The sequence below is a fragment of the Chitinophaga lutea genome (assembly GCF_003813775.1).
GTDB classification, from domain to species: Bacteria; Bacteroidota; Bacteroidia; order Chitinophagales; family Chitinophagaceae; genus Chitinophaga; species Chitinophaga lutea.
This window is the reverse complement of record NZ_RPDH01000001.1, coordinates 2,241,533-2,264,349: the sequence shown is the minus strand read 5'-3', so window position 1 is coordinate 2,264,349 and position 22,817 is coordinate 2,241,533. Positions and strand designations below refer to the sequence as shown.

Annotated in this window: 20 protein-coding genes; 10 read left to right on the top strand and 10 right to left on the bottom strand. The window is 54.1% G+C overall.

Annotation, left to right across the window (positions count from 1 at the left end):
- Positions 1-20 precede the first annotated feature (20 nt).
- From EGT74_RS09135 to EGT74_RS09125, 3 genes are read left to right on the top strand one after another with little or no spacing between them, the layout of a single operon-like run.
- Positions 21-2,162, top strand: a complete 2,142-nt coding sequence (locus EGT74_RS09135; protein ID WP_123846202.1) for a S46 family peptidase — start codon at positions 21-23, stop codon at positions 2,160-2,162.
- A 13-nt stretch (positions 2,163-2,175) separates the two neighbouring features.
- Positions 2,176-3,300: a tetratricopeptide repeat protein gene (locus EGT74_RS09130; RefSeq protein WP_123846201.1), complete on the top strand. Its 1,125-nt coding sequence runs from the start codon at positions 2,176-2,178 to the stop codon at positions 3,298-3,300.
- 4 nt (positions 3,301-3,304) lie between these two features.
- Entirely contained in the window at positions 3,305-3,835 is a 531-nt protein-coding gene (locus EGT74_RS09125) for a metalloprotease family protein (protein ID WP_220392830.1), read from the top strand.
- Here EGT74_RS09125 and EGT74_RS09120 read toward each other — a convergent pair.
- The 3 genes from EGT74_RS09120 to EGT74_RS09110 all read right to left on the bottom strand — a co-directional run bounded on the left by EGT74_RS09120 (position 3,832) and on the right by EGT74_RS09110 (position 7,623).
- Positions 3,832-5,139, bottom strand: coding sequence for a D-alanyl-D-alanine carboxypeptidase/D-alanyl-D-alanine-endopeptidase (locus tag EGT74_RS09120; RefSeq protein ID WP_158618069.1), 1,308 nt, complete (start codon positions 5,137-5,139; stop codon positions 3,832-3,834). The two genes, EGT74_RS09125 and EGT74_RS09120, sit on opposite strands and share 4 nt — an antisense overlap.
- Positions 5,140-5,205: 66 nt before the next feature.
- Positions 5,206-6,552 (bottom strand): Gfo/Idh/MocA family protein, encoded by a 1,347-nt coding sequence (locus tag EGT74_RS09115; protein ID WP_123846198.1) that lies wholly within the window; start codon positions 6,550-6,552, stop codon positions 5,206-5,208.
- A gap of 105 nt (positions 6,553-6,657) precedes the next feature.
- Positions 6,658-7,623 carry a formylglycine-generating enzyme family protein gene (locus EGT74_RS09110; protein WP_123846197.1) on the bottom strand — a complete coding sequence of 322 codons (966 nt, stop codon included), beginning with the start codon at positions 7,621-7,623 and terminating at the stop codon, positions 6,658-6,660.
- Between the two features lie 200 nt (positions 7,624-7,823).
- Here EGT74_RS09110 and EGT74_RS09105 point away from each other — a divergent pair, with 200 nt between their 5' ends.
- Positions 7,824-8,744 carry a hydroxypyruvate isomerase family protein gene (locus EGT74_RS09105; RefSeq protein ID WP_123846196.1) on the top strand — a complete coding sequence of 307 codons (921 nt, stop codon included), beginning with the start codon at positions 7,824-7,826 and terminating at the stop codon, positions 8,742-8,744.
- Between the two features lie 271 nt (positions 8,745-9,015).
- Here EGT74_RS09105 and EGT74_RS09100 read toward each other — a convergent pair whose 3' ends face one another.
- The 4 genes from EGT74_RS09100 to EGT74_RS09085 all read right to left on the bottom strand — a co-directional run bounded on the left by EGT74_RS09100 (position 9,016) and on the right by EGT74_RS09085 (position 12,442).
- Positions 9,016-9,903, bottom strand: a complete 888-nt coding sequence (locus tag EGT74_RS09100; RefSeq protein WP_123846195.1) for an alpha/beta hydrolase — start codon at positions 9,901-9,903, stop codon at positions 9,016-9,018.
- A gap of 20 nt (positions 9,904-9,923) precedes the next feature.
- Entirely contained in the window at positions 9,924-10,820 is an 897-nt protein-coding gene (locus EGT74_RS09095) for a YitT family protein (protein WP_123846194.1), read from the bottom strand.
- 69 nt (positions 10,821-10,889) lie between these two features.
- The gene (locus tag EGT74_RS09090; RefSeq protein ID WP_123846193.1) at positions 10,890-12,026 is read right to left on the bottom strand and encodes a formimidoylglutamase; all 1,137 of its coding nucleotides are present in this window, start codon (positions 12,024-12,026) and stop codon (positions 10,890-10,892) included.
- Between the two features lie 167 nt (positions 12,027-12,193).
- Positions 12,194-12,442, bottom strand: coding sequence for a hypothetical protein (locus tag EGT74_RS09085; RefSeq protein WP_123846192.1), 249 nt, complete (start codon positions 12,440-12,442; stop codon positions 12,194-12,196).
- Between the two features lie 343 nt (positions 12,443-12,785).
- Here EGT74_RS09085 and EGT74_RS09080 point away from each other — a divergent pair, with 343 nt between their 5' ends.
- On the top strand, positions 12,786-13,886 hold the full coding sequence (locus EGT74_RS09080; protein WP_123846191.1) for a glycosyltransferase: 1,101 nt from the start codon (positions 12,786-12,788) through the stop codon (positions 13,884-13,886).
- A 9-nt stretch (positions 13,887-13,895) separates the two neighbouring features.
- Here the strand turns inward: EGT74_RS09080 and EGT74_RS09075 are convergent, their stop codons facing one another.
- A complete protein-coding gene (locus tag EGT74_RS09075; RefSeq protein WP_123846190.1) occupies positions 13,896-14,261 on the bottom strand; it encodes an arsenate reductase family protein in 366 nt (121 codons plus the stop codon).
- A 58-nt stretch (positions 14,262-14,319) separates the two neighbouring features.
- Here EGT74_RS09075 and polA point away from each other — a divergent pair, with 58 nt between their 5' ends.
- The 4 genes from polA (at position 14,320) to EGT74_RS09055 (ending at position 20,563) form a co-directional block, all read left to right on the top strand.
- Positions 14,320-17,145 carry a DNA polymerase I gene (gene polA, locus EGT74_RS09070; RefSeq protein ID WP_123846189.1) on the top strand — a complete coding sequence of 942 codons (2,826 nt, stop codon included), beginning with the start codon at positions 14,320-14,322 and terminating at the stop codon, positions 17,143-17,145.
- 97 nt (positions 17,146-17,242) lie between these two features.
- The gene (locus tag EGT74_RS09065; RefSeq protein ID WP_123846188.1) at positions 17,243-17,797 is read left to right on the top strand and encodes a GNAT family N-acetyltransferase; all 555 of its coding nucleotides are present in this window, start codon (positions 17,243-17,245) and stop codon (positions 17,795-17,797) included.
- Positions 17,798-17,822: 25 nt separating this feature from the next.
- Positions 17,823-18,671: a sigma-70 family RNA polymerase sigma factor gene (locus tag EGT74_RS09060; protein ID WP_123846187.1), complete on the top strand. Its 849-nt coding sequence runs from the start codon at positions 17,823-17,825 to the stop codon at positions 18,669-18,671.
- Between the two features lie 746 nt (positions 18,672-19,417).
- Positions 19,418-20,563 (top strand): C1 family peptidase, encoded by a 1,146-nt coding sequence (locus EGT74_RS09055; protein WP_123846186.1) that lies wholly within the window; start codon positions 19,418-19,420, stop codon positions 20,561-20,563.
- 59 nt (positions 20,564-20,622) lie between these two features.
- Here EGT74_RS09055 and EGT74_RS09050 read toward each other — a convergent pair whose 3' ends face one another.
- Positions 20,623-21,240, bottom strand: coding sequence for an L-threonylcarbamoyladenylate synthase (locus tag EGT74_RS09050; protein ID WP_123846185.1), 618 nt, complete (start codon positions 21,238-21,240; stop codon positions 20,623-20,625).
- 107 nt (positions 21,241-21,347) lie between these two features.
- Here EGT74_RS09050 and mtgA point away from each other — a divergent pair, with 107 nt between their 5' ends.
- The gene (gene mtgA / locus EGT74_RS09045) at positions 21,348-22,055 is read left to right on the top strand and encodes a monofunctional biosynthetic peptidoglycan transglycosylase (protein WP_123846184.1); all 708 of its coding nucleotides are present in this window, start codon (positions 21,348-21,350) and stop codon (positions 22,053-22,055) included.
- Between the two features lie 128 nt (positions 22,056-22,183).
- Here the strand turns inward: mtgA and EGT74_RS09040 are convergent, their stop codons facing one another.
- Entirely contained in the window at positions 22,184-22,684 is a 501-nt protein-coding gene (locus EGT74_RS09040) for a hypothetical protein (protein WP_123846183.1), read from the bottom strand.
- Between the last annotated feature and the right edge of the window lie 133 nt (positions 22,685-22,817).

Sequence of the window (22,817 nt, the reverse complement as noted above, 5' to 3'; positions counted from 1 at the left end):
CTTTTACAAAACCTGCAAATATGAAGAAAAATCTATTCCTGCTGCTGCTTTTGCTGTCTGTAAAGCTGGTGAAAGCCGATGAAGGCATGTGGCTGCCATACCTGCTGGGCCAGCAGGTGTATGCAGACATGGTGAAGAAAGGGCTGAAACTTTCCAAAGAGCAGCTTTACAGTATCAACAAATCCTCCATGAAAGACGCCATCATTATTTTCGGCGGCGGCTGTACCGGGGAAATCGTGAGCAACCAGGGTCTCATTTTTACCAACCATCACTGCGGCTACGGCGCCATCGCCAGCGCCAGCTCCGTAGAAAATAACTACCTGCGCGACGGCTTCTACGCCAAAAGCCAGGCACAGGAAATCCCCTCCAAAGGCCTCTCCGTACAGTTCCTGGTACGCGTGGAAGACGTAACGGCCAAAGTGGAAGAAGCGCTTAAAGGCGCTACCACGGCGGACCGTAACGCAAAACTGCAGGCCGCCACGGCAGACATTATCAAGGCGGCCACCGAAGGCACCGGCTACGAAGCGCGCGTGAACCCCATGTTCAGAGGCAACCAGTACCTCATGTTCGTGTACGAGCGATATAAAGATATCCGCCTCGTGGGCACCCCGCCGGAAAGCGTGGGCAAATTCGGCGGCGATACGGACAACTGGGAGTGGCCCCGCCACACCGGCGACTTCTCCGTGTTCCGCGTATATGCCGGTAAAGACGGCAAACCCGCAGACTATGCGGCCGATAACGTTCCCCTCAAACCGAAACACTTCCTCCCCGTTTCCATCAAAGGCGTGAAAGAAAACGATTACGCCATGATCTTCGGTTACCCCGGCGGCACCAACCGCTACGAAACCTCACTGGGCGTAAAGCTGAAAACGGAAGTGGAAAACCCCTCCCTGGTGAACCTCCGCGACATCCGCCTCAAATACATGTTCGAGGAAATGAAAAAAGATCCGGCCGTGAAACTGCAGCTGGCTTCTTCTTACGCAGGCATCGCCAACTACTGGAAGTTCTTCGACGGGGAAAGCAAACAATTGCTGAAATACCACGTATTCGAAGAAAAACAGAAACAGGAAGCGGCCTTCAAACAATGGGCGGCCGGCAAACCTGAATTCGAGAACGTGTTCCCGCAGTACGAAAAAATCTATAAATCCTGGGCGCCTTACGCAAAAGTGCGCGTATACCTGATGGAAGGCGTAATGGGCTCTCCCCTGGCGGCATATGCAGCATCGCTCGCCGCGGTGGAAAACGCCATCCTGAAAAAGGGCGACGTGAAAGCGGCAGTGGCGGCGGCCGACGCGGCACGCACCAACTTCCTCAAAGACGAGAACAAAATCAGCGACCAGAAAATCCTGGCCACCACCGCCATGATGTATTATACAGACATTCCGAAAGACCAGCATCCAGTTGGTTTTTATGAAAGCCTGAAATCATTCGGCGACCTCCAGGATGAAAAAACCTACAAAACATGGGCTGCATCCGTATTTGCCAACACCATGATCTTTAACGAAGCCAAATGGAAAGCATTCACCGCCAACCCTGACGCCACCGTGCTGCAGGACGACCCGGCATATGCCTATGCATCCGCTTTCGTGAAAAACTATGTGGGCAAATATCAGCCGCTGTATACGCAATTCACGGCCGAAAACAACGAGCTGGGCCGCCTTTACCTGAAAGGGGAAATGCAGCGCAGCCCCAGCCAGTTCCGCTACCCCGATGCGAACTTCACCATGCGCCTCTCCTATGGCCAGGTGAAACCTTACAGCCCGCGCGACGCCGTGGCATACGATTATGTGACCACCGCCACCGGCGTGCTGGACAAATATGTGCCCGGTGATTATGAGTTCGATCTGCCGGCCGGTTATGTAGACCTGGTGAAGAAAAAAGACTTCGGCCAGTATGCGGACGCCAAACGGAAAGACCTCGTGGTAGGTTTCATCACCACCAACGACATTACCGGCGGTAACTCCGGTTCCCCGGTGATCAACGGCAACGGCGAACTGATCGGGCTTGCTTTCGACGGCAACTATGAAGCGCTGAGCCACAAGCTGCAATTCGACAAAAACCTCAACCGCACCATTTGTGTGGATGTGCGGTATGTTTTATGGTGCATCGAAAAACTCGGCGGCGCCAGAAACATCATCAATGAACTGAAAATAGTCAAATAAACTATTGATAATCATGCTAGTAAAAGCCCTCCGCGTGCGGAGGGCTTTTTTTATGCGTTCCGGCCGGAATCACACAAACGTGGCGCACGGCGGCAATAAAAAAGCGTTTTCTTTGACGGAATTTATCCCTATGCCTTCTTCCCCTTTATGTACCCATTGTGAGCTCCAGCCGCCGGAAAGCGGTTACCTGAACGATTTGTGCGCAGACTGCCGCAAGTCCCTCAGCCGCTACCCCATCACCGGCTGGGTAAAATGGCTGGCCGCCGGTGTGGCCGTGTTGTTTGTGATCTCGCTTTTTAATCTCCCGAAAGTTTTCAACGCCAACATCCGTTTCAAAAAGGCCAACCGCCTGCTGGAGGAGCACAAATACATCAGTGCGGAAAACGCCCTGCGCGAAATTACCGCCGCCTACCCGCAAGATTTTAAGTCTGCCGCCAAACTGGCCGTGGCGGCGTATCACAACCAGCATTTTATGGTCATGGATTCGGTGCTGGAAAAATGGGTAGGCAAACACGTGGAAGAACAGGAACTGGTGAGCGAGCTCAACTCGCTGCCGGACATCGCGGGTTATTACATGATCCAGGACGAGCGCCTGCAACGCAGTATCGACAGCGCTGCTACCGTCAAAGAGCGCATCGCCGTCCTCAAAAAATATCATCTGCAACACCAGTCGGATTTGCCGGTGATGTTCCACCTGGCCTCCGAATACTTTAACGACAGCAGTTATGCCGCCACGGTGGCGCTTTGCGAAGAGATAAAAATGGAAAATCCTGAAGCCGCGATGTTGTATCCCTTGCAGGCCGCGGCTTACCGCGAGCAGCGGGAATATCAGAAGGCCATCGACGTGTGCAACCAGCTGCTGGCCATTCATGCAGAGTCCATTCCCGCGCTGGCGGCCCAGAGCAAAGTGCTGCTGAAATGGAAAAAAGACAACGAGGCGCTGGCCCGCGCGCAACAGGCGTATGCCCTCGATCCGCATCATATCTGGTCGCTGGAGGCGATGGCGCTCACGGCCCACTTCACCGGCAACGCGAAACTCCGCGACGACATGATAGCCGAACTGAAAAGCTTCAACGACAGTAGCACGGTGGCTTTGCTGCGGAACATTATCAACGGCAATATTCAATACAGAAATTAAGATTATGCTGATTCCCGGTCAATATATAGGCGTGGTTACCTTTCCCGGCGTGGTGGTGCACGAACTGGCGCATCAACTGTTTTGCCGCTGGTGCGGGGTGGCCGTATACGAGGTGAAATATTTCCAGGCGGATAACCCGTTGGGGTACGTCATTCACGAACCGCCGAAAAAGCCGCTGCATCAGCTGCTCATTGGTACGGGGCCTTTCATCATCAACTCCCTGATCGCTTTTGTGATCGCCTTCCCCGCGGCATTGCCTGTGGCCCTGTTCAACAGCGGCAACCTTTTCGATTACATACAGCTCTATTTCGCGGTATCGATCGGCATGCATGCTTTCCCGAGCACTACCGACGCTTCAACGATGTGGAACGGCATCTGGCATGGCGACAATACGCCGCTATGGCTGAAGATCGTGCTGCTGCCCGTTATGGGCCTGATCCTGCTGGGCGCCATCGGCTCGGTGTTCTGGCTCGACCTGGTGTACGGCATCCTGCTCGCCATCGGGCTGCCCCTCCTGATCGCGGGCCTCTTCTAACTGCCGTTGGCCACACGCACGAGGAATTTCTCTACCGCCCTGCGCACCACCGTGGATGTGGTGTCGTGGTTATTCACCAGCACGCTGAAAATGAGCGTTTTCCCCGACCTGGTAATGAGATACCCGCTGAGGGCCACACAGCCGCTCAGGGTGCCTGTTTTGGCGTACAGCCGGCCCGGCAGCGCCTGGTAATAGTTGCGCAGCGTGCCCTTGCCGCCGGAAGGGAACAGCGGGTAAAGGCGTTCTTTGGGATAGGTTTTATACATTTTATGCAGCACGCCCACAAAGTCGGCCGGTGTAAAAAGATTATACCGCGAAAGACCGGACCCGTCTACCCAGCTGGGGGGCGTGGGCAGGTCTTTCAACGTGCTGTCGAGCATATAACGGATCACCTTGCGGGTATCGATCGTATCCCACTTCACCGCCGAGCACATCATGAGGATCTGTTCCGCGAAAAAATTGTCGCTGCGGTGCATCATGGGCTGAAACAGCGTATCCGCCGGAATGCTTTTCATCAGGCGCCCGCCCGCCACGGCAGCGGGCAGCAGGCCCACCGGCTTGTGCAGTGTATCGGCCAGGCGCAGCAGCAGCTGGTCGCGGTTGCCGGTAATAAACGGCACTTCGAAGTCGTGCGACGATGCATCGTTCGGCCGCATGTAGAGGATAAAATGATTTTCCCGTTCGTCACGGTCTGCCAGCACATCGTCTGCCGACCGCTCGGGTAAAAACTGCAGGCTCGCCGATCTGGCGAAGTAGGCCGGCGTGATGCTGTACTGGCGGCCTTTGATGTTGATGCGGGTCACATTACCGTACATAGGCCATTCGTTCAGTTCGGGCTGGTAATAATCGGCATAGTCGCTCCAGGCCCATCCGGGGCCGAAGCGTTTATTCCTGATCGTCACCGGCTGGTACCATACCCGTTTATCCGTTGCCGTTAGAAAGTCTTTCACCGGCTGGTACGCAAAATCCGGATGCAGGAAAGACGGGTCTGCGGTGGCCTGGATGAACACGGCCGTATCGTTTTCCGCGTACCGCATGCCGGGCAGGGAATCGCCCAGCAACTGCAGGCCCGTAAAGAGCGTGAATATTTTGGTGTTGGAAGCCGGCATGAAGAATTTATCGGCCTGGTGCTGCAGCCAGTATTTACCGGTGGCGGGGTCGAAAATGCAGATGCCGGTATGGGCGTTGCTGATCCCTTTTACGTTCAGTACGTCCTGGCTGGCCCACTGCCGGATGGCTTTGGGCTGTGCTGCGGCGGCCTGGTAAAAAAGGAGCGCAATGAAGGCGCATAGATACGATCTCATAGCAGTAAGATACAAAAAAGGGTGCTCCGTTTTGCGGAACACCCTTCTTCTTTGCATATGCATCAGTTAGCTGAAATATTTGGTGATGCCGGGTTTGGCATATGCGTAGTTGCCGTTGGCGTCGGGCAGTACCGGCGGCGGCGCGTCGAACGCATATTTGGCGGGCTGCAGGTTGATGCCGGAAGTGATCGCTTTGTCGTACGCGATAGACTGGCCGGAATACGTGGCCATGCGGCCGATGATGGCAGACATGGTGGCTTCCACGCCGCGTTTGGCGTCCTGATATTTGAACTGCCCTTTCGCCACGGCGTCGAACAGTTCGTCGTGCTCGGCCTGGTAGGGACGGTTCGTCAGTTTTTTGTCGAACTGGTACAGCGTTTTGCCTTTGTGGTCGAGGATCACACCGCGGTCGCAGATGATGCGGCCCTTGGTGCCTACGATCTCTTCGTCCACGCGGCTCACGGAGTCTTTCCAGTGGCGGCATTGTGCGTTCATCACCACACCGTTTTTGTAACGGTATTCCACGAAGTGGTGATCGTAGATTTCACCTGCTTCCGGACCGGTACGGATGGCGCGGCCGCCCATGCCCACGGCGGTTACGGGCGTTTCGCCCATGAACCAGTTGCCCACGTCGATGTTGTGGATGTGCTGTTCCACGATATGATCGCCGCAGAGCCAGTTGAAGTAATACCAGTTACGCATCTGGTATTCCATTTCGGTGTATTCGGGCTTGCGGGGGCGAACCCACAGCGCGCCCTGGTTCCACCATACCTGGATGGAGGTGATATCGCCGATGATGCCGTCTTGCAGGCGTTTGTACAGTTCGAGGTATGACGTCTGGTAGTGGCGTTGCAGGCCCACCACCACGTTGAGTTTTTTGGATTTCGCCACTTCAGCGGCGGCCAGTACCTTGGCGATGCCGGCAGGGTCGGTGGCCACGGGTTTTTCCATGAAGATGTGTTTGCCCTGGTTCACCGCTTCTTCGAAGTGGATGGGGCGGAAACCCGGAGGGGTGGTGAGGATCACCACATCGGCGAGGGCAATGGCCTGTTTGTAACCGTCGAACCCTACGAATTTGTTGGATTCGGGCACTTTTATGCGCTCCGGTTTATCTTTCAATTCGTCGGTGATGCCCTGGAAACTTTTATCCAGGTTGTCGCGGAAAGCGTCCGCCATCGCAACGAGCTGAACGTTTTCTTTGGTTTTCAGCGCCTGTACGGCTGCTCCGGTTCCCCGGCCGCCGCATCCCACCAGCGCAACTTTGATGACTCCGGCCGCACCGGAAAAATAATTGCCCTGGGATGCTTCTGCGATGATGGGCGCTGCCAGGAGGCCTCCCGCCAGTAAGGAGGATTGTTTAACAAAGTCTCTGCGACTCTGCCCGTGGAATGTTTGTGCTTTTTCCTTTTCCATGATGGGTATTTTACCGGGACCATTGCTCGGAGCGTTGAGTTCCGTGGTGTTATAAAAATAGAATAGACAATTCGCTCTCAGAAATTACAAAAAAAACGCGGGTTCTTACCGTGCGCCCACAAATTTATCCACCACATCGGCAAAAAACTGCTCCGCTTCGGCTTTGGTGGGCTGTTTTACCGGGCGTACGAGGCGGAAGCCCACAAAAGGCGCGTCTGCGTTCCACCACTTGCTTTTCGGGATCTGCGGGTCGCGGTCGTTCCAGGCTTCGTCCGACTGCAGGCGGGACGCACAGCGGGCATTTTCAGCCGTATCGTCGTAGTTCCCCCCTTTCACGGTGCGGGGCGTTTTGCCGGTCGGTTTGTTCCAGGGGTTGGCGGCGGCAGCCTTGGCGTACGCTTTTTCGTCATACTGGTCGAGCGTCCACTCGGCCACATTTCCCAGCATGTCGTACAATCCCCAGGCATTGGGCTTCAGTTCTCCTACTTTATGATATACGGCGCCGCTGTTGCCGGCCGTCCAGGCATAGTCTTTCAGTTGCGCATCGCTGTTCCCGAAGGGATAGGCGGTTTTGGCTCCGGCGCGGCAGGCATATTCCCATTCCGCTTCGGTGGGCAGGCGGTAGAACACGCCTGTTTTCGCGTACAGCCAGCGGCAATACATCAGTGCGCCATACTGGCTCATGCTGTTGGCCGGGTACCCGCCGCTTTTGCCCATCCCGAGGGTCAGGTCGATGTAAGGCGGGCTGGGCCGCGTCATGCCGTCGGGCAGGGGCGCCTGGTCTTTATCCTTATCTGCGTATAAATCGTACTGGTCGAACGTTACTTCGTAGGCGCCCATCCAGAAGGGGTCGATGGTCACTTTCTTTTGCGGGCCTTCGTCCGCTTTACGGCCTTTTTCTCCTGCGGGGCTGCCCAGGAGGAACTCACCGCCTTTGATGGGAACCATTTTGATGGTAACGTCAGTTCCCTGGATTTTCTGTTCGTAGGCCTCGAAAGGTGCGGCCTGGCTGTATGCTGCTGTGCCGGCCATGATACCGCCAAGCACCAAAGTCACTGTCTTCTTTATCATCTGTAAAAGCGTGCTGAATATTAAAGCGTGTGAATTTATCAATTCCTGCGGTTGAAAGCAATAATTTTTTTATGAACGTCAAAAAAGCGTTACGACTGTTGCAAAAAATGCGAAAAACACCCGAATTCCGGATTTTTTATCAAAACATTCGGTTTTGCATTGAAAACCTATTAAATTGGATGGCTAATTATCTCACGATTATGGAAAGAAGAAGCTTCCTTCAAACAAGCACGCTGGCGGGCCTTTCAGCCCTCGCCTTCGGCTCCGCGGGAACGGCTGCCGCAGCGGATGCCCGGCAGGCTGCCGGCAAACCCTTCAATATGGATTACGCCCCGCACGCAGGCATGTTCAAAAACAGCGCCGGCGACGACTTCCTGGACCAGATCAGGTTCATGCACGACCAGGGGTTCCGTTCCATCGAAGACAACGGCATGCTCAAAAGGGATACCGCTCTCCAGAACAAGATCGGCGAACTGCTGGCCAAACTCAACATGCGCATGGGCGTTTTTGTGATAGACGGCGGCGACAACTGGAAAGTTTCTCTGACCACGGGTAAAAAAGAATTCCTCGATGTGTTCCTCAAAGCCTGCGAACAGTCGGTGGAACTGGCCAAACGCGTCAACGCCAAATGGGCCACGGTAGTACCGGGTTACTTCGAGCGCAAGCTCCCGATCGGGGTGCAGACCGGCCACGTGATCGACGCGCTGCGCCGGGGCTCCGAGATCCTCGAAAAAGGCGGCCTCACCATGGTGCTGGAGCCGCTGAGCGACAACCCGGACCTTTTCATGCGTACCTCCGACCAGACGTATATGCTCTGCCGCGCAGTAAACAGCCCCTCCTGCAAAATCCTGTACGACATCTACCATATGCAGCGGAACGAAGGCCAGCTGATCGCCAACATCGACCTCTGCTGGAGCGAGATCGCCTACATCCAGATCGGTGATAACCCCGGCCGTAAAGAGCCCGGCACCGGCGAGATCAATTACAAAAACATCTTCAAACACCTGTACGATAAAGGCTACCGCGGTGTGATGGGCATGGAGCACGGCAACGCCAAACCCGGCAAGGAAGGCGAAATGGCGCTGATCCAGGCATACCGAGAGGCGGATAAATTCATGTAAAACAGGCGCGCTGATATGGTGCGTACCGTGAAACGGGTAAATTGCCAGTGCCGCACTTCGACCGTTAAACAACAACGGGTTTTAAACGAAAACGACAAGTGCCGCCGGGAGACGACCTGAACCCGGTGATAATGCTGCCCGTTGAGGTGCGATGCCCTTTCAGGCGCGGTTACAGGAAAACCGAATTGAAAAATATCACGCATAAAACGAAAGCGGCGGTCCGGTGGGACCGCCGCTTTTTATATTTCATCCGTTCGATGGAATTCAGTCATTATTTCCCTTTCCCGAGCACCCCGTTGATCCAGGTAACGCTCAGTGCCGGCCAGCTGTTGAGCACCGGGTCTTTCGGCGCCATCCCGAAGCCGTGGCCGCCATGATCGTATACGTGCATGGTGGCGGGCACATTGTTTTTGCGGAGCGCGTTGTAAAAAACGAAGCTGTTTTCGATCGGCACACCTTTATCGTCCGTGGCGTGGATCAGCATGGTGGGCGGCGTTTCCGCGGTCACCCGTTTATCGGTAGACAGTGAATCTTTCAGGGCCGCGGAAGCATCGGGCCCGAGCAGGTTCACGGCGCTGCCGTTGTGCCGGAAACTTTCGCTCATGCTGATAACAGGGTATACCAGTATCGCGAAAGCCGGGCGGCTGCTCCATTTTTCCAGTTCGTTCCTGGGCTGGCCGCTGGCGGGGATGAGCATGGTAGCCAGCGTGGAGGCGAGATGCCCTCCGGCTGAAAACCCCAGCACGCCTATCTTTTCGGGATCCAGTTGCCAGGCCGCGGCTTTCGATTTGACGAGGCGCATGGCGTTGGTGACGTCGTTGTATTGCGCGGGAAAGCGGGAGCCGCTTTGCGAAGCGTCGTTGAGGCGGTAGTGCAGCACGATGGCGTCGAAACCCTGTTCGGTGTAAAACGCCGCCACGTCCTTTCCTTCGTGGTCAACCGCGAGGTGGGCGTATCCCCCACCGGGACAAATCAGCACGGCAGCGCCGTTCTTTTTGTCGGCGCGGGCCTTATAGTGATTGATGTGCGGAACATCGTCGATTTTGCGGCCGCCGGCGATTTTGAGTTGCGGCTGGCCGGGATAAAGGTCTATCCTTTCCTGGGCGGTGGCGTGAAATGCAGTGATCATAAGCAATGTGGCAACAAAGCTGTTCTTCATGTGGTGAAAATTGAAGGCATTTAATGATGAGTGGCCCGGCGCTTGATCATCCCGCCGCGCGTATCGTTGATATTGTGTTGCACAATAAACGCTTTTTCATCGATTTTTTCAATCTCATCTATAATTTTATGCACTTCCAGGCGGGTTACCACCGTATAGACGATTTCTATGTCGTTGTTGATTTCTCCTCTTTTCCCGTAGCCGCTTTTGCCTTTGAACACCGTCACCCCTTTTTTCAGTTTCAGGGTAAGCGTTTTGCGGATGAGCTCGCTTTTGTCCGAGATCACCGTCAGCGCGATGTATTCTTCGAAACCGCTGATCACGAAGTCGACCGTTTTGGAAGCCGACATATACGTCAGCATGGCGTACAGCGCGGTTTCGATGTTGATGAGGATGGCGGCCACCGCGAAGATCAACACGTTGAAATACATGATCACTTCTCCGACGGACAGTACGGTCTTACGGTTGATGAACAGGGCCAGCACCTCCGTGCCGTCGAGCACGGCGCCGCCGCGGATAGACATGCCGATGCCCGCTCCCAGGAAAAACCCGCCGAAAATGGCGATCAGCAGTTTGTCGTGCGTGATCACCGGCACCTCGATAAACACCAGGCAGCAGGCCAGGCCCACGATGGCGGCGATGGTTTTCAGGGTGAATGCCCGGGAAAGCTGGCGGTAGGCCAGCAGGATGAACGGCAGGTTAATGACGACGAGCAGAACCGAAATGGACCAGCCCGTAAGGCGGTTCACCAGCAGCGAAATACCCGTTACCCCGCCGTCGAGAAAAGCATTGGGGAGCAGGAACGCTTTCAGGCCCAGGGCGGCCAGCAGCACGCCAATAGCGATCAGCACCGCATCCTGTGAATTCTGGATGAGGTTCAGACGGGCAATTCGTGCGCGGCGCGAAGGAGTAGTCAAAGGCGATTCTCGGATTATGAATGATGAAAATAAATGAGCCCCGTGGTAACCAAATTTACATCATAAAGATCAAAGTCTTTCCTGGCTGCGGAGCCACCTTTCCGGAATTTCGTTGTTGCTGGCCAGCAGGTAATCGCTGTAGGCGCAGGGCACGAAATTTTTATCGGGCAGCTGCATCCACCAGCGGCCGGTTTTTTTGCTTTTCAGGAAAATGGTGTCGATGTCGGTAAAGGCGATGTGGAACTCGAGGAACGACTCGCGGTGAATGAGCTGGGCCTCCTTGTTTTTTACGGAACGCCCGTCCATAAAATACCAGAGCATCTGGGCGATCTGTTTGGCCGTGAGGTTATCGCGGTCTTTATCGGGATTGTACCCGTAGATGCCGTAGGTACTGAGCTGGGAGCTCATCCCGGCGTACCTCGACAGGGCGCAGGCTTCTTCTCCGCTGAACCCGTTCGGGGAGAGGGAGCTGGCCGGTGCGTCCGTATGTTTGATCATGTTGATGTCTACGCTGAACAGGTCGGTATTGCGCAGCACGGGCTCTATCTCTTCGATGTTTTCCCGCACCTTGCCGAGGCGGTAACAGTCGAACCGCAGTTTGTCGAGCGTTTCGAGCATGCGCGGCTGTACGAAATAACTCTGGAAACCGATATGGTTATAATGGCGGATGTAGTTGGGCTGCTCCATGAACATATTGAGGAGGAAGTTCTGCGAGCGCACTTCCGTTTCCTGGAGGTCTATGAGCGCATCGGCCACCGTTACCTCGATGATGTATTTTTTCATGGCGTAGGCCTGGTACTGGGCGTACGTGAGGTCGTGCGAGCCGCCGAGGATGATCACGGTTTTGCCGGCATCGATCAGTTCCGTTACCACGCTTTTATAGGCGGCGTAGGCATCGTTCAGGGAGCGGCCGGAAAGCAGGTTGCCGGCATCGGCCAGGCGCACGTCCTGGTGCCAGTGGAAAAGCCGGTAGAATTCGCGGCGCACCACGTCCGGCGCGTCCGTACGGCCATTCGGCAGGCCGTTGCCGCGCGTTTCGCCCGCGCCGAGCAAAACAATATCGGCCGCATCCAGGTCCGGAATATTATCTTCTTCATAGACGTCTATGGAACTGCCTATCTGCAGGTGCTCATACGGTTCGTCATCATTGATCTGTGTTTTGGAAACAGGACGCAGAAAGTCCTGCAGATGCGAAAAATCGATCATCACAACGGATTTTGTTTGCCCGCAAACCTACAACAAGAATTTTAGAAAATAACACGTCCCGGGCGATGGAAGGCCGCCGGTTTTTTTGAACAGTAATTCGGGTGAGATATACGCAGAAGGAATCAGGGTAGAATAACGGCTACCGGATTGACGCTAAAAATACACGCTTAGTTTTTGTGGACGATAAACTCAAAAGCTTTGGGCTCTTTACGGAAGAATGCACGTTCCAGCACGCGGCGCTTGCTGCTGACGCGGTGTTTGTTGCAGTCCGCTACTTCGGTGGCGGCGACAAGATAGTCCATGGTTTCCACCAGCGATAACATATCGCTGATCTGCTTCACTTCATACTGGATTTCCTGCTCGTTGTAACGGTCTTCGTGTAACAAGATGAGTAAATCCCTCTCTACAGGCTTCATGCTAATTACGTTTGATTGTTTTCTCTTTTTGTTGACATCACTTTTTCAATAACGTGTACTCCGTTTTACGGGAATTTCTTTTCAGGTATAGTGCGATAAAATTTAGTGTTTCATCCTGCCTTTTTGCATGGGAGGGCACCCACAATCATTTTTCTTCAGAACACTGCAACCTTGCCACGTTAAGCCGACCATTATCAGAAAAACTAAGAACCAGTTGTGCTTTTTCATTGATGCATATTATTTTTAAGTCTGTTCACTCCCCCAGCTGATAGTAATTACACAACATTTTCTTAACAATGGTCATTTCTAAATTAAACTATTTTCGCAAAAAAAATTTAATTATTTGTCCACAAACGACCAGGTGCCAAAAAAAGTGCTCATTGTACCCCTGGATTGGGGATTGGGCCACGCCACGCGCGACATTCCGCTGATACACGAACTATTAAACGCTGGCTGTGAAATAGTTATTGCGGCCGAAGGCAAACACGCCGCCCTGCTGGGTGCCGAGTTCCCCCAGCTCACCATCCTCCCCCTCCCCGGTTATCACATCCGTTATTCACAAAAAGGGCTGTTTTTCGGCCTCAAGATCGTCCGCCAGATCCCCAAAATATGGCGCGCCGTGCGGTTCGAGCAGGCCTGGCTCCGCAAAACGGTGGCCGAACTGGGCATCGATGCCGTGATCTCGGACAACCGCTTCGGGCTGTACCACCCCGATATTCCCTGTATTTTCATTTCCCACCAGCTGCTGATCAAAACGCCCTTCGGCGGCGTTACGGAAAGGCTGTTGCAAAAAATAAACTACCGTTTCATCAACCGCTATACGGCCTGCTGGGTGCCCGATTTCGCCGGTGAGCCCAACCTGAGCGGCATACTGGCCCATCCGAAGGAACTGCCGGCGCACACCGAATACCTCGGCTGCCTTTCCCGCTTCGAGCCCATGCCCGGGGTAGAGAAAAAATACGACCTGCTGGCCCTCATTTCCGGGCCCGAGCCCCAGCGCACCAACCTCGAAGAGCTCATTCTGGCCGAGCTCCGGGAGATGCCGGGTATCAAAGCCCTGATCGTCAGCGGCCGGCCGGACCAGGCGGCCCGCCGCGAAGTGGCCCCGGGCATTTCACAGGTGAGCCACCTCAATGCCCGCGACCTCAACGAAGCCATGCTGGCTGCGGATATGGTGCTGTGCCGCTCCGGGTACACCACCCTGATGGACCTCGCCAAACTGAACAAAAAAGCCATCCTCGTGCCCACCCCCGGCCAGTCGGAACAGGAATATCTCGGCAAATACCTCATGCAGAAAGGGTACTTCTACAGCCTCCCCCAGCACCAGTTCAAACTGAGAAAAGCGCTGGAGGCGGTGAAGACCTTCCCGTTCACCGCTTTTCAACACGGCCATGACATGACGGCCTACAAAAAAGTGGTGCGCGACTTCGCCGAAACACTTTAGGATATTCTTTTATTTGGAATTGGTTAACAAAAACTCCTTCAGGGCGGTCACCGTTTTTTTGTCGTTGCCGACGAATATTTTCTTGCCCGCAATGGTGACCGGCCGTTTCAGGAACGTGTATTCTTCCAGGATAAGTTTGCGGTAGTCCGCTTCCGTCAGCTCCTTTTCATGGAGGCCCATGGGGCGGAATTTCATGGAGCGGCGGCTGAACAGCGCCTCGTAGCTACCCGCCAGTTTTTTCATTTCATCCAGCTGCGCCGGCGTGATCTTTTCCGTTTTGATATCCTGCAGCTCAAAACCTTTGGCGGCAACGCCCGTTTCGTCCAGAATCCTCCTGCAGGTATCGCAGTTGGCTAAGTGATAGGTTTTCTTCATCCTGTAAAATTATGAAACAGGAATGTTCCATCTGGCCATTTTGTTTACTTTTACCGCCATGAGCAAGAAACTCTTTTTATTAGACGCCATGGCGCTCATTTACCGCGCCTATTATGCATTGATCAGGAACCCACGGCTCACCAGCAAAGGGCGCAACACCAACGCCCAGTTTGGATTCACCACTACCCTGCTGGACCTGCTGAACAAAGAAAAACCCACCCACATCGCAGTGGCCTTCGATACACATGCCCCTACCGAACGGCACACGGATTTTGAAGATTATAAAGCCAACCGCGAAGAAGCGCCGGAAGATCTCATCGCCGCCCTGCCCGACATCAAGCGCATCATCAACGGGTTTAACATCCCCGTGCTGGAGCTCGACGGGTATGAGGCCGACGATATTATCGGCACCGTGGCCTGGCAGGCCGCCGCACAAGGTTATACCGTATACATGGTAACGCCCGACAAGGATTACGGCCAGCTGGTGAAAGACAATGTGTTTATCTGGAAACCGCCCGCCCTCGGCAACAAGGAAGAGATCCTCGGCCCGAAGGAAGTGTGCGAACGCTGGCAGATCAAGGATGTGCACCAGGTGATCGACATCCTCGGCCTGATGGGCGACTCTGTGGATAACATCCCCGGCATCCCCGGCGTTGGGGAAAAAACAGCCATGAAGCTGCTCGCGGAATGGGGCTCTCTCGAAAATGTGCTCGCCAATGCAGACAAGATCAGCGGCAAGATGGGCGAAAAAATAAAAGCCGGCGCCGAAAGCGCCATCCTCTCCAAAAAACTCGCCACCATCATCACCAATGTACCGGTGAGTTTCCATGAAGAGGATTTCTGCTGCACCGAAGTCAACAAGGAGCAGCTCACCGAAATTTTCTCCGAACTGGAATTCAAAACCCTCGGCAAACGCATACTGGGCGATACTTTCAGCGCCATCGGCGGAGAGGCGGCCGCTTCCGGCAAACCCGTGCAGCAGGACCTCTTCGGCAATGCCGTGGAAACCTCCACAGCCGAAAACCTCGCCCAGCAGGCGGAAGCGCTGGAGCCTGCCGGGCTCGTAGCCGACAGGAACATCGAGAACACGCCACATACTTATTACCTTGCCAGTACGCCGGAAGAACATGCCGCCGTGGTGGCCACCCTGATGACCGTCCCCGAAATCAGCTTCGATACGGAAACCACGGGCACGGACGCCAATGCCGCCGATATCGTGGGCATGAGTTTTTCCATCCAGCCCGGTGAAGGCTGGTATATTCCCATGCCGGCGAACCGTGAAGGCGCCATCGAGATACTGGAGCGCTTCCGCCCGGTGTTCGAGCGGGAAGATGCGTTGTTCATCGGGCAGAACGCCAAATACGACCTGATCGTGCTCAAATGGTACGGCATCGAAGTAAAAGGCACCATTTTCGATACCATGCTGGCCCACTACCTCATTGAGCCGGAAGGCCGGCGCAGCATGGATCTGCTCAGTGCCCAGTACCTCCAGTACGCCCCCGTTTCCATCGAAACGCTGATCGGCAAAAAGGGCAAAGGCCAGGGCAGCATGCGCGATGTGGAACTGGAGAAAATCAAGGAATACGCGGCGGAAGACGCAGACATCACCCTGCAGCTGAAAAGCAAATTCGTGCCGCTGGTGACGGAGCGGAAAGTGGAAGACGTGCTCTACCGCATCGAAAACCCGCTCGTGAAAGTGCTCACCGACATGGAGTACGAAGGCATCGCCATCGATACGCAGGCACTGGCGGATTATTCCCGCTCCCTCGAGTCCGAAATCAAAATAGCCGAGGAAAGCGTGTACCAGCAGGCCGGCGTGCGGTTCAACCTCGCCTCCCCGAAACAGCTCGGTGAAGTGCTGTTCGAAAAACTGCAGCTGGATCCGAAGGCGAAAAAAACCCGCACAGGACAATACGCCACGGGGGAGGACGTGCTGGCCAAACTCTCGGCCAAACACCCCATCGTGGAAAACATCCTCGTATTCCGCGAACTGAGCAAGCTGAAATCTACTTACGTAGATGCGTTGCCGTTAATGATCAACCCGCGCACCAACCGCGTGCATACTTCCTACAACCAGGCCGTGGCCGTTACCGGCCGCCTTAGTTCCAATAACCCGAACCTGCAGAACATCCCCATCCGTACGGAGCGCGGCCGAGAGGTGCGGAAGGCGTTCGTGCCGCGTAATGAAGAATACACCCTGCTGTCGGCCGACTATTCCCAGATCGAGTTGCGCATCATCGCAGCGATCAGCCAGGATGAAAATATGACAGCGGCCTTTACCAGCGGGCTCGACATTCACACTGCCACTGCGGCAAAAGTCTACGGGGTTGACCTTTCCGATGTCACGTCCGATATGCGCCGCAATGCGAAAAGCGTGAATTTCGGCATCATCTACGGCCAGAGCGCGTTCGGCCTGAGCGAAAACCTCGGCATTCCGCGCAGCGAGGCCAAAAGCCTGATCGACAACTATTTTGCGCAATACCCCGGCATCAAGGCCTACATGGAAAACCAGGTAAAATCCGCCCAGAAAAACGGGTATGTGCAGACCATGATGGGCCGCAAACGCTGGCTGAAAGACATTAACTCCTCCAACGCCGTGGTGCGTGGTTTTGCCGAGCGCAACGCCATCAACATGCCCATCCAGGGTACGGCCGCCGACCTCATCAAACTGGCTATGATTTCGCTGCACAAAACATTCCGCGAGCACAATTTCCGCTCCCGCATGCTGCTGCAGGTACATGACGAGTTGGTATTCGATGCGCACCTCGACGAGGTGGAAATTATCAAACCGCTTATCCTGGAAGGGATGCGCAATGCCATGCCCCTGGGCGTTCCCGTGGAAGCCGAGCTGGGCACCGGTAAAAACTGGCTGGAGGCGCATTAACCCGCGCTTCCCGCCTGTACATTTGTCATCCGAAATCTGTCAATTCTTTCCTGGCATGCCCCTTGCATTTCCGGAAATCCTTTACTAGTTTTCACATATGATCCAAACCTCAAGGTTACAGTTGTTGCCCTGCACGTTGAAATATTTTGAAGCGTTGTTGCACGGGAATGAAGCATTAGCTCAGATTTTAGGAGTAGATGTACCGGAAAACTGGACAGAATTTCCTGAAATGGTGTTGGTAGCTTACGATAAGCTGCGCAATGATCCGGCTTTACTGGGATGGTTCTTTTACCTGGCCATCCATAAGGCGGACAACCGCCTCATCGGCACCGGCGGCTTCAAAGGCCGCCCCACGCCCGATGGTGTGGTGGAGATCGGCTACGAAGTGTCTGTCGACTACCGGGAGCAGGGCTACGCCACGGAGATGGCGGAAGTGCTGATCCGTTTTGCATTCAACCACTCCTACGTTCAAAAAGTGATTGCCCATACACTCGAAGAATATAACGCCGCCGTGAAGGTGCTGCAGAAATGCGGCATGCATTTCGCCGGCGCGGTAAACGGCACCGATGCGGGAGAGCTCTGGCGCTGGGAAATTACCCGTGAACAATATGAGTCCGCCCGCGCCGCCCACCAGGCGTCCGATATGCCGTAAGCTTTAACCCGACCCGCCGCACTGCATGGAACCTTTCGAACAATTCAGACCGGTGCTGTTTTCCATCGCCTACAAAATGACACAAAGCGTGCAGGACGCCGAAGATATCCTGCACGACGTGTTTGAGGCCTTTGCCCGTCAAAACGCCGGCAGCATCGCCGTTCCCGAAAATTACCTCGTGAAGTCCGTGATGAACCGCAGCATTTCCCTGCTGGAAAAGCGGCAGCAAATGCAGTACCCCGGGGTGAACCTGCCGGAGCCCCTCTTCCAGGAACGGTACCCGCAGCTGCAGGCGCGCGACGTTTCCTTCGCGCTGCTGGTGCTGCTGCAAAAACTCGGGCCCGGCGAACGCGCCGTTTTTATCCTGAAAGAAACGCTGGATTACGGGTATCCTGAAATTGCCGGGATGCTTTCCCTGAAAGAAGAATATTGCCGCCAGCTGCTGCACCGCGCCAAAGACAGGATCCGCTCGGACAAAAAACGGTTCGAACCGTCTGACGAAGCCCGGAAAGCGCTGTACGGCGCGTACCTGCAGGCCTGCACGCAGGGAGAAGTGCAGCCCCTCATCAACCTCTTCCGCAACGATATCACCATTTATTCCGACGGTGGCGGCAAGGTATCCGCAGCGCGCCATCCCATTACCGGCCGCGAAGCCTGCACCGGTTTCCTCGAGGGCATATACCGCAAAGCCGGAACAGGCCTGGCTCCGAGGCTGATGATGCTCAACGGCGAAATCGGCATCGCCTTATACGATCATGCCACGGGGAAAGCGGAAACAGTGATCCTGTTCGGTATAGCGGACGATTTGATCGACGCGATGTTTTTTGTGCGCAACCCGGACAAACTGGCCGGCATCCCGGATCTCGCAGGTTGACGGCGGGCTTCCTGCTCATTCAGGAAAGCGGCGCGCAGCGTAAACACGAGCAGCGAAGCGAAGAGCACGCCCGTAGCGCCGATGGCGTACGAGCCTTTCAACCACCCCGTTTTCAGGTAATGCACCGCGGCGATATGCAGCGCCACCGCCGAAACAGCCAGAAAATAATACGGGATAAAGAAAAACGACATCACCGTGTCTGCCAGGCCGGCGGCGGCGAAATAAAAATCGGTGTCGATCCCCGCGCTTCTTCCATACATCACCGCCCCTACATGCACCACGAGGAAAAACGCCAGGTAGAGGCCGGAGGCCGTCTGCAGCCGCTCCACCGCCGTCCGCTTCTTTTTCCCGAACGCCAGCCCAAGGCCCGTCACGATTTGAGACAGCACGGCCAGCAGCAGGATGGTTTCCACCACCGGGTGCCGGTACACTTTCCGGAGCAGGCGCATCAGTTCCACATGCTGCGCCGCGCCCGCCAGCGCAGTTGCCTGGTTCGCCAGGTGGATGCCGATGAATACCGACAGTGTGATGCCGGAATAATAATGCCATGTGCGGGTACGGGAAACCGGTCTGTTCTTCATATGATTTTCTACAAGGACGGCGCAGCGCCTTTTTTGTGACAGCTTCGCCGTTTTTTATTTTTCCTGCATCATTTTCCCGGCGCTGCCGCTCATCAAACATCTGGTGCGCCGTAAGCCCGGTATCCATTACATTTGCCCATTATTACAACAAAATCTGTCTATAAAATGAGAAAAGCGTTGTTGATGGGCGTGGCCGTATGCCTGAGCATGGCCGCCGCCGCACAGGTGCCTCTGACGAACAAGGGGGGCAGCCAGTACCAGTTTACCGTACTCAAAAGTAACGACGCCTTCGGCGTGCAGAACCAGGGCCAAACCGGCACCTGCTGGTCTTTTTCGGGCCTTTCTTTCTTTGAATCGGAATTGCTGCGCAAAGGCAAGAGCAAAGATCTCAACCTGAGCGAAATGTTCGTGGTGCGGAAAATGTACCCGCTGAAAGCCGCTAATTACGTGCGCATGCACGGCAAAAGCAACTTCGGCGAGGGCGGCGGCTTCCCGGACGACCTGCTGTGCCTCCGCAACTTCGGCCTGGTGCCGCAGGATGCGTACGACGGCAACCGCGACAAAACCTATAACCACAGCGAAATGCTGAGCCTGCTCGAAGGCATGGTGAAAACCCTCGGCGATGCCAAAGCCGTGAATCCTTCCTGGCAGAAAGCGGTAGACGGCGTGCTCGACGCTTACCTGGGCGCCACTCCCGAAAAGTTCACCTACAACGGCAAATCCTACACTCCGCAGTCTTTCGCGAAAGACCTGGGGCTGAATGCAGACGATTACGTGATCATTTCCTCTTTCAACCATCACCCCTTCTACAGCCAGTTTGTGCTGGAAGTGCCGGATAACTGGAACTGGGAAAAAGTATACAATGTTCCTTTGAATGAATTCAACACCATCGCCGAGCAGGCAGTACTGAACGGCTACACCCTGGCATGGGCGGCCGATGTCAGCGAAAAAGGATTTTCGTTCAAAGACGGGCTGGCCATCGTTCCGGAAAAAGACTGGATGGATTACAACGAAAAAGAACGCCTGGCGCTCTTCACCGGGCCCGCGAAAGAAAAAGCGATCACCCAGGAAAACCGCCAGCTGGCATTCGATAATTTCGAAACGCAGGACGATCATGGCATGCACATCACCGGCCTGGCGAAAGATCAGCAGGGCAATAAATTTTTCATCGTGAAAAACTCATGGGGCACCAAAAACGAGTGTGGTGGCTATTTCTACGCTTCCCTCCCGTATTTTGCCTATAAAACCACCTGCTTCATGGTGAACAAAAACGCCATCCCGAAAGAGCTGGCGAAAAAGATGGGACTATAATACCGGTCATGCTATACCAAAAGAGCGGCCTCTGTATGAAGCCGCTCTTTTTTTATGCGTTATACCAGTTCTTCCCAGTTGCCCGCGCCTTCCCTGATCAGTTCCGGCTCCGGCCCGGTGCAGTCCACCACGGTGGAAGGCAAAATTCCACCCGGCCCGCCGTCGATCACAATGTCCACCAGTTTGCCGAATTTGTCGTGGATGATTTCCGGATCGGTGTATTCTTCCACGTATTCGTCGATGGGCAAAGATGTGCTCATAACGGGGTTGCCCAGTTCTTTCACCAGCGTGCGGCAAATGAGATTGTCCGGCACACGGATACCCACCGTATCGCGTTTTGTTTTCAGCATTTTCGGCACCTGCCTGCTCGCGGGCAGAATAAAGGTGTATGGCCCCGGCAGCGCTTTTTTCAGCAGGCGGAACAGCGGCGTATCCACACTTTTCGTATAATCGGTCAGGTGGCTGAGGTCGTAGCAGATAAAGGAAAAATGCGACTTCTTCGGATCAATGCCCTTGATGCGGCAGATGCGTTCCACCGCCTCGTGCTTGAAAATATCGCAGCCCATACCATACACGGTATCTGTGGGGTAAATCACCACCCCGCCGTCTTTCAGGCACTCGATGATCGTTTTCAGATTCCGTGGGTTGGGGTTTTGCGGATGCAGTTCTAATCTCATAATCCTGTTTTGTATATCTGTATAACAATCGGCACTACAGCAATGTTGCTTTTGAAAAATACGCAATAATCTTGCTAACTTTCCGCCCGGTATTGAAAAACACCTGGATGAAATTAAAAGGAATTGTCCCCAGAACCTGGCGGCTGTTAAAAAAAATATTTCTCATACTGTTCGTAGCACAACTGTTGTACATCGTTTTACTCCGCTGGGTAAACCCTCCCATCACGGCCACCATGATCAGCAGCTGGTTCAGTCTTTGGGGCTCCGATAAATCCTTTCAGCGCGATTATGTGCGGCTCGATGAAATGTCGCAGCACGTGAAACTGGCCGCCATTGCGAGCGAAGACCAGTTGTTCCCCGATCACGACGGGTTTGATTTCAAATCCATCGAGAAGGCCATGAAACATAATAAAACGAGCAAAAAGATCCGGGGGGCCAGCACCATCAGCCAGCAGGTGGCCAAAAACGTGTTTCTCTGGCAGGGCCGCAGTTACATCCGCAAGGGCCTCGAAGTCTATTTTACTTTTATGATCGAAAAGATATGGGGTAAAAAACGCATCCTCGAAATGTACCTCAACGTGGCGGAAACGGGCGAAGGCATTTTCGGCATCGAAGCCGCCGCCCAGGCGTATTATCATAAACCGGCCGCCAGCCTCAATCGCGAGGAATCCGCCATGATCGTCGCCTGTTTTCCCAATCCAGTAACGTACACGGTGGTGCCGCCGGCCCGTATCACTTACATCCGCCAAAGGAAAATTCTGCTGCAGATGCGTAATCTTTCAGGTGATCAGGATGTGATGGAGTTGGTGAAATAAGGTATTTGTTTAATGTCTTGTTAGGGATCTGATATTGATATGAATACTTTTTAAGCACTTTTCCTTCATTATCTCTGATTAATTTCAGGCGTCCCAATTCGTCATATAATTTATTACTCCAATAAATTTCATCGTGGCCTTCCTATTTGTTCGTTTGCATACTTTTCGTACGACAGAATTAAGCTTTCCCTACACGAAATTGGCAATTCAATTTCAAAAAAACGTCTTTCGGGATGTCCAAATTCTGAAATGAGAAACCGGGTCCCATCGCAAAGTACATGATTGATCACAAAGGTATCAATTTGACCACTGCTTTTGACTATTGCCAAGGAATCCAGGAAATCAATCTTCTGGGCTACAATTCCACCGGTCAAACCTGTTGAATTAACATAGTGGTACTTCCATTTTAATTTCATTCCGTTATTCCGTAAAACCAACCCTTGCATCTCGTTCACATCGCTTCCTTTATAGAACGTATAGTAAGACACGTAAACCGTATCTCCTGAAATACCGGTAATCTCGGATGCGTCTGGCAATAGACGAATAGTATCGACTAGTCTCCCTTTTTTAAAAATCTGTAGTATTCCTTTGTCGAGATCAAATTCGTCATGCCTTTCAATTACAACCATGTCACCTTTAGTGAATATCTGACCTATCGGTTTACTACTGACCGGGGAAAAATCACAAGAAGAATACAACAAGATCGAAAACAGTATGCTACTTCTCAGGACGTGTGCACTTTTCACAGTCACTCAAATAAAT

Bases quoted from the DNA above. Each gene is read 5' to 3' on its own strand.
- polA (WP_123846189.1), top strand. From the start codon at position 14,320: ATGAGCAAGAAACTCTTTTTATTAGACGCCATGGCGCTCATTTACCGC.
- EGT74_RS09055 (WP_123846186.1), top strand. From the start codon at position 19,418: ATGAGAAAAGCGTTGTTGATGGGCGTGGCCGTATGCCTGAGCATGGCC.
- EGT74_RS09075 (WP_123846190.1), bottom strand. From the start codon at position 14,261: ATGAAGAAAACCTATCACTTAGCCAACTGCGATACCTGCAGGAGGATT.
- EGT74_RS09125 (WP_220392830.1), top strand. From the start codon at position 3,305: ATGCTGATTCCCGGTCAATATATAGGCGTGGTTACCTTTCCCGGCGTG.
- EGT74_RS09060 (WP_123846187.1), top strand. From the start codon at position 17,823: ATGGAACCTTTCGAACAATTCAGACCGGTGCTGTTTTCCATCGCCTAC.
- mtgA (WP_123846184.1), top strand. From the start codon at position 21,348: ATGAAATTAAAAGGAATTGTCCCCAGAACCTGGCGGCTGTTAAAAAAA.
- EGT74_RS09090 (WP_123846193.1), bottom strand. From the start codon at position 12,026: ATGATCGATTTTTCGCATCTGCAGGACTTTCTGCGTCCTGTTTCCAAA.
- EGT74_RS09105 (WP_123846196.1), top strand. From the start codon at position 7,824: ATGGAAAGAAGAAGCTTCCTTCAAACAAGCACGCTGGCGGGCCTTTCA.
- EGT74_RS09115 (WP_123846198.1), bottom strand. From the start codon at position 6,552: ATGGAAAAGGAAAAAGCACAAACATTCCACGGGCAGAGTCGCAGAGAC.
- EGT74_RS09130 (WP_123846201.1), top strand. From the start codon at position 2,176: ATGCTAGTAAAAGCCCTCCGCGTGCGGAGGGCTTTTTTTATGCGTTCC.
- EGT74_RS09135 (WP_123846202.1), top strand. From the start codon at position 21: ATGAAGAAAAATCTATTCCTGCTGCTGCTTTTGCTGTCTGTAAAGCTG.
- EGT74_RS09120 (WP_158618069.1), bottom strand. From the start codon at position 5,139: ATGAGATCGTATCTATGCGCCTTCATTGCGCTCCTTTTTTACCAGGCC.
- EGT74_RS09085 (WP_123846192.1), bottom strand. From the start codon at position 12,442: ATGAAGCCTGTAGAGAGGGATTTACTCATCTTGTTACACGAAGACCGT.
- EGT74_RS09110 (WP_123846197.1), bottom strand. From the start codon at position 7,623: ATGATAAAGAAGACAGTGACTTTGGTGCTTGGCGGTATCATGGCCGGC.
- EGT74_RS09040 (WP_123846183.1), bottom strand. From the start codon at position 22,684: ATGGTTGTAATTGAAAGGCATGACGAATTTGATCTCGACAAAGGAATA.
- EGT74_RS09065 (WP_123846188.1), top strand. From the start codon at position 17,243: ATGATCCAAACCTCAAGGTTACAGTTGTTGCCCTGCACGTTGAAATAT.
- EGT74_RS09100 (WP_123846195.1), bottom strand. From the start codon at position 9,903: ATGAAGAACAGCTTTGTTGCCACATTGCTTATGATCACTGCATTTCAC.
- EGT74_RS09050 (WP_123846185.1), bottom strand. From the start codon at position 21,240: ATGAGATTAGAACTGCATCCGCAAAACCCCAACCCACGGAATCTGAAA.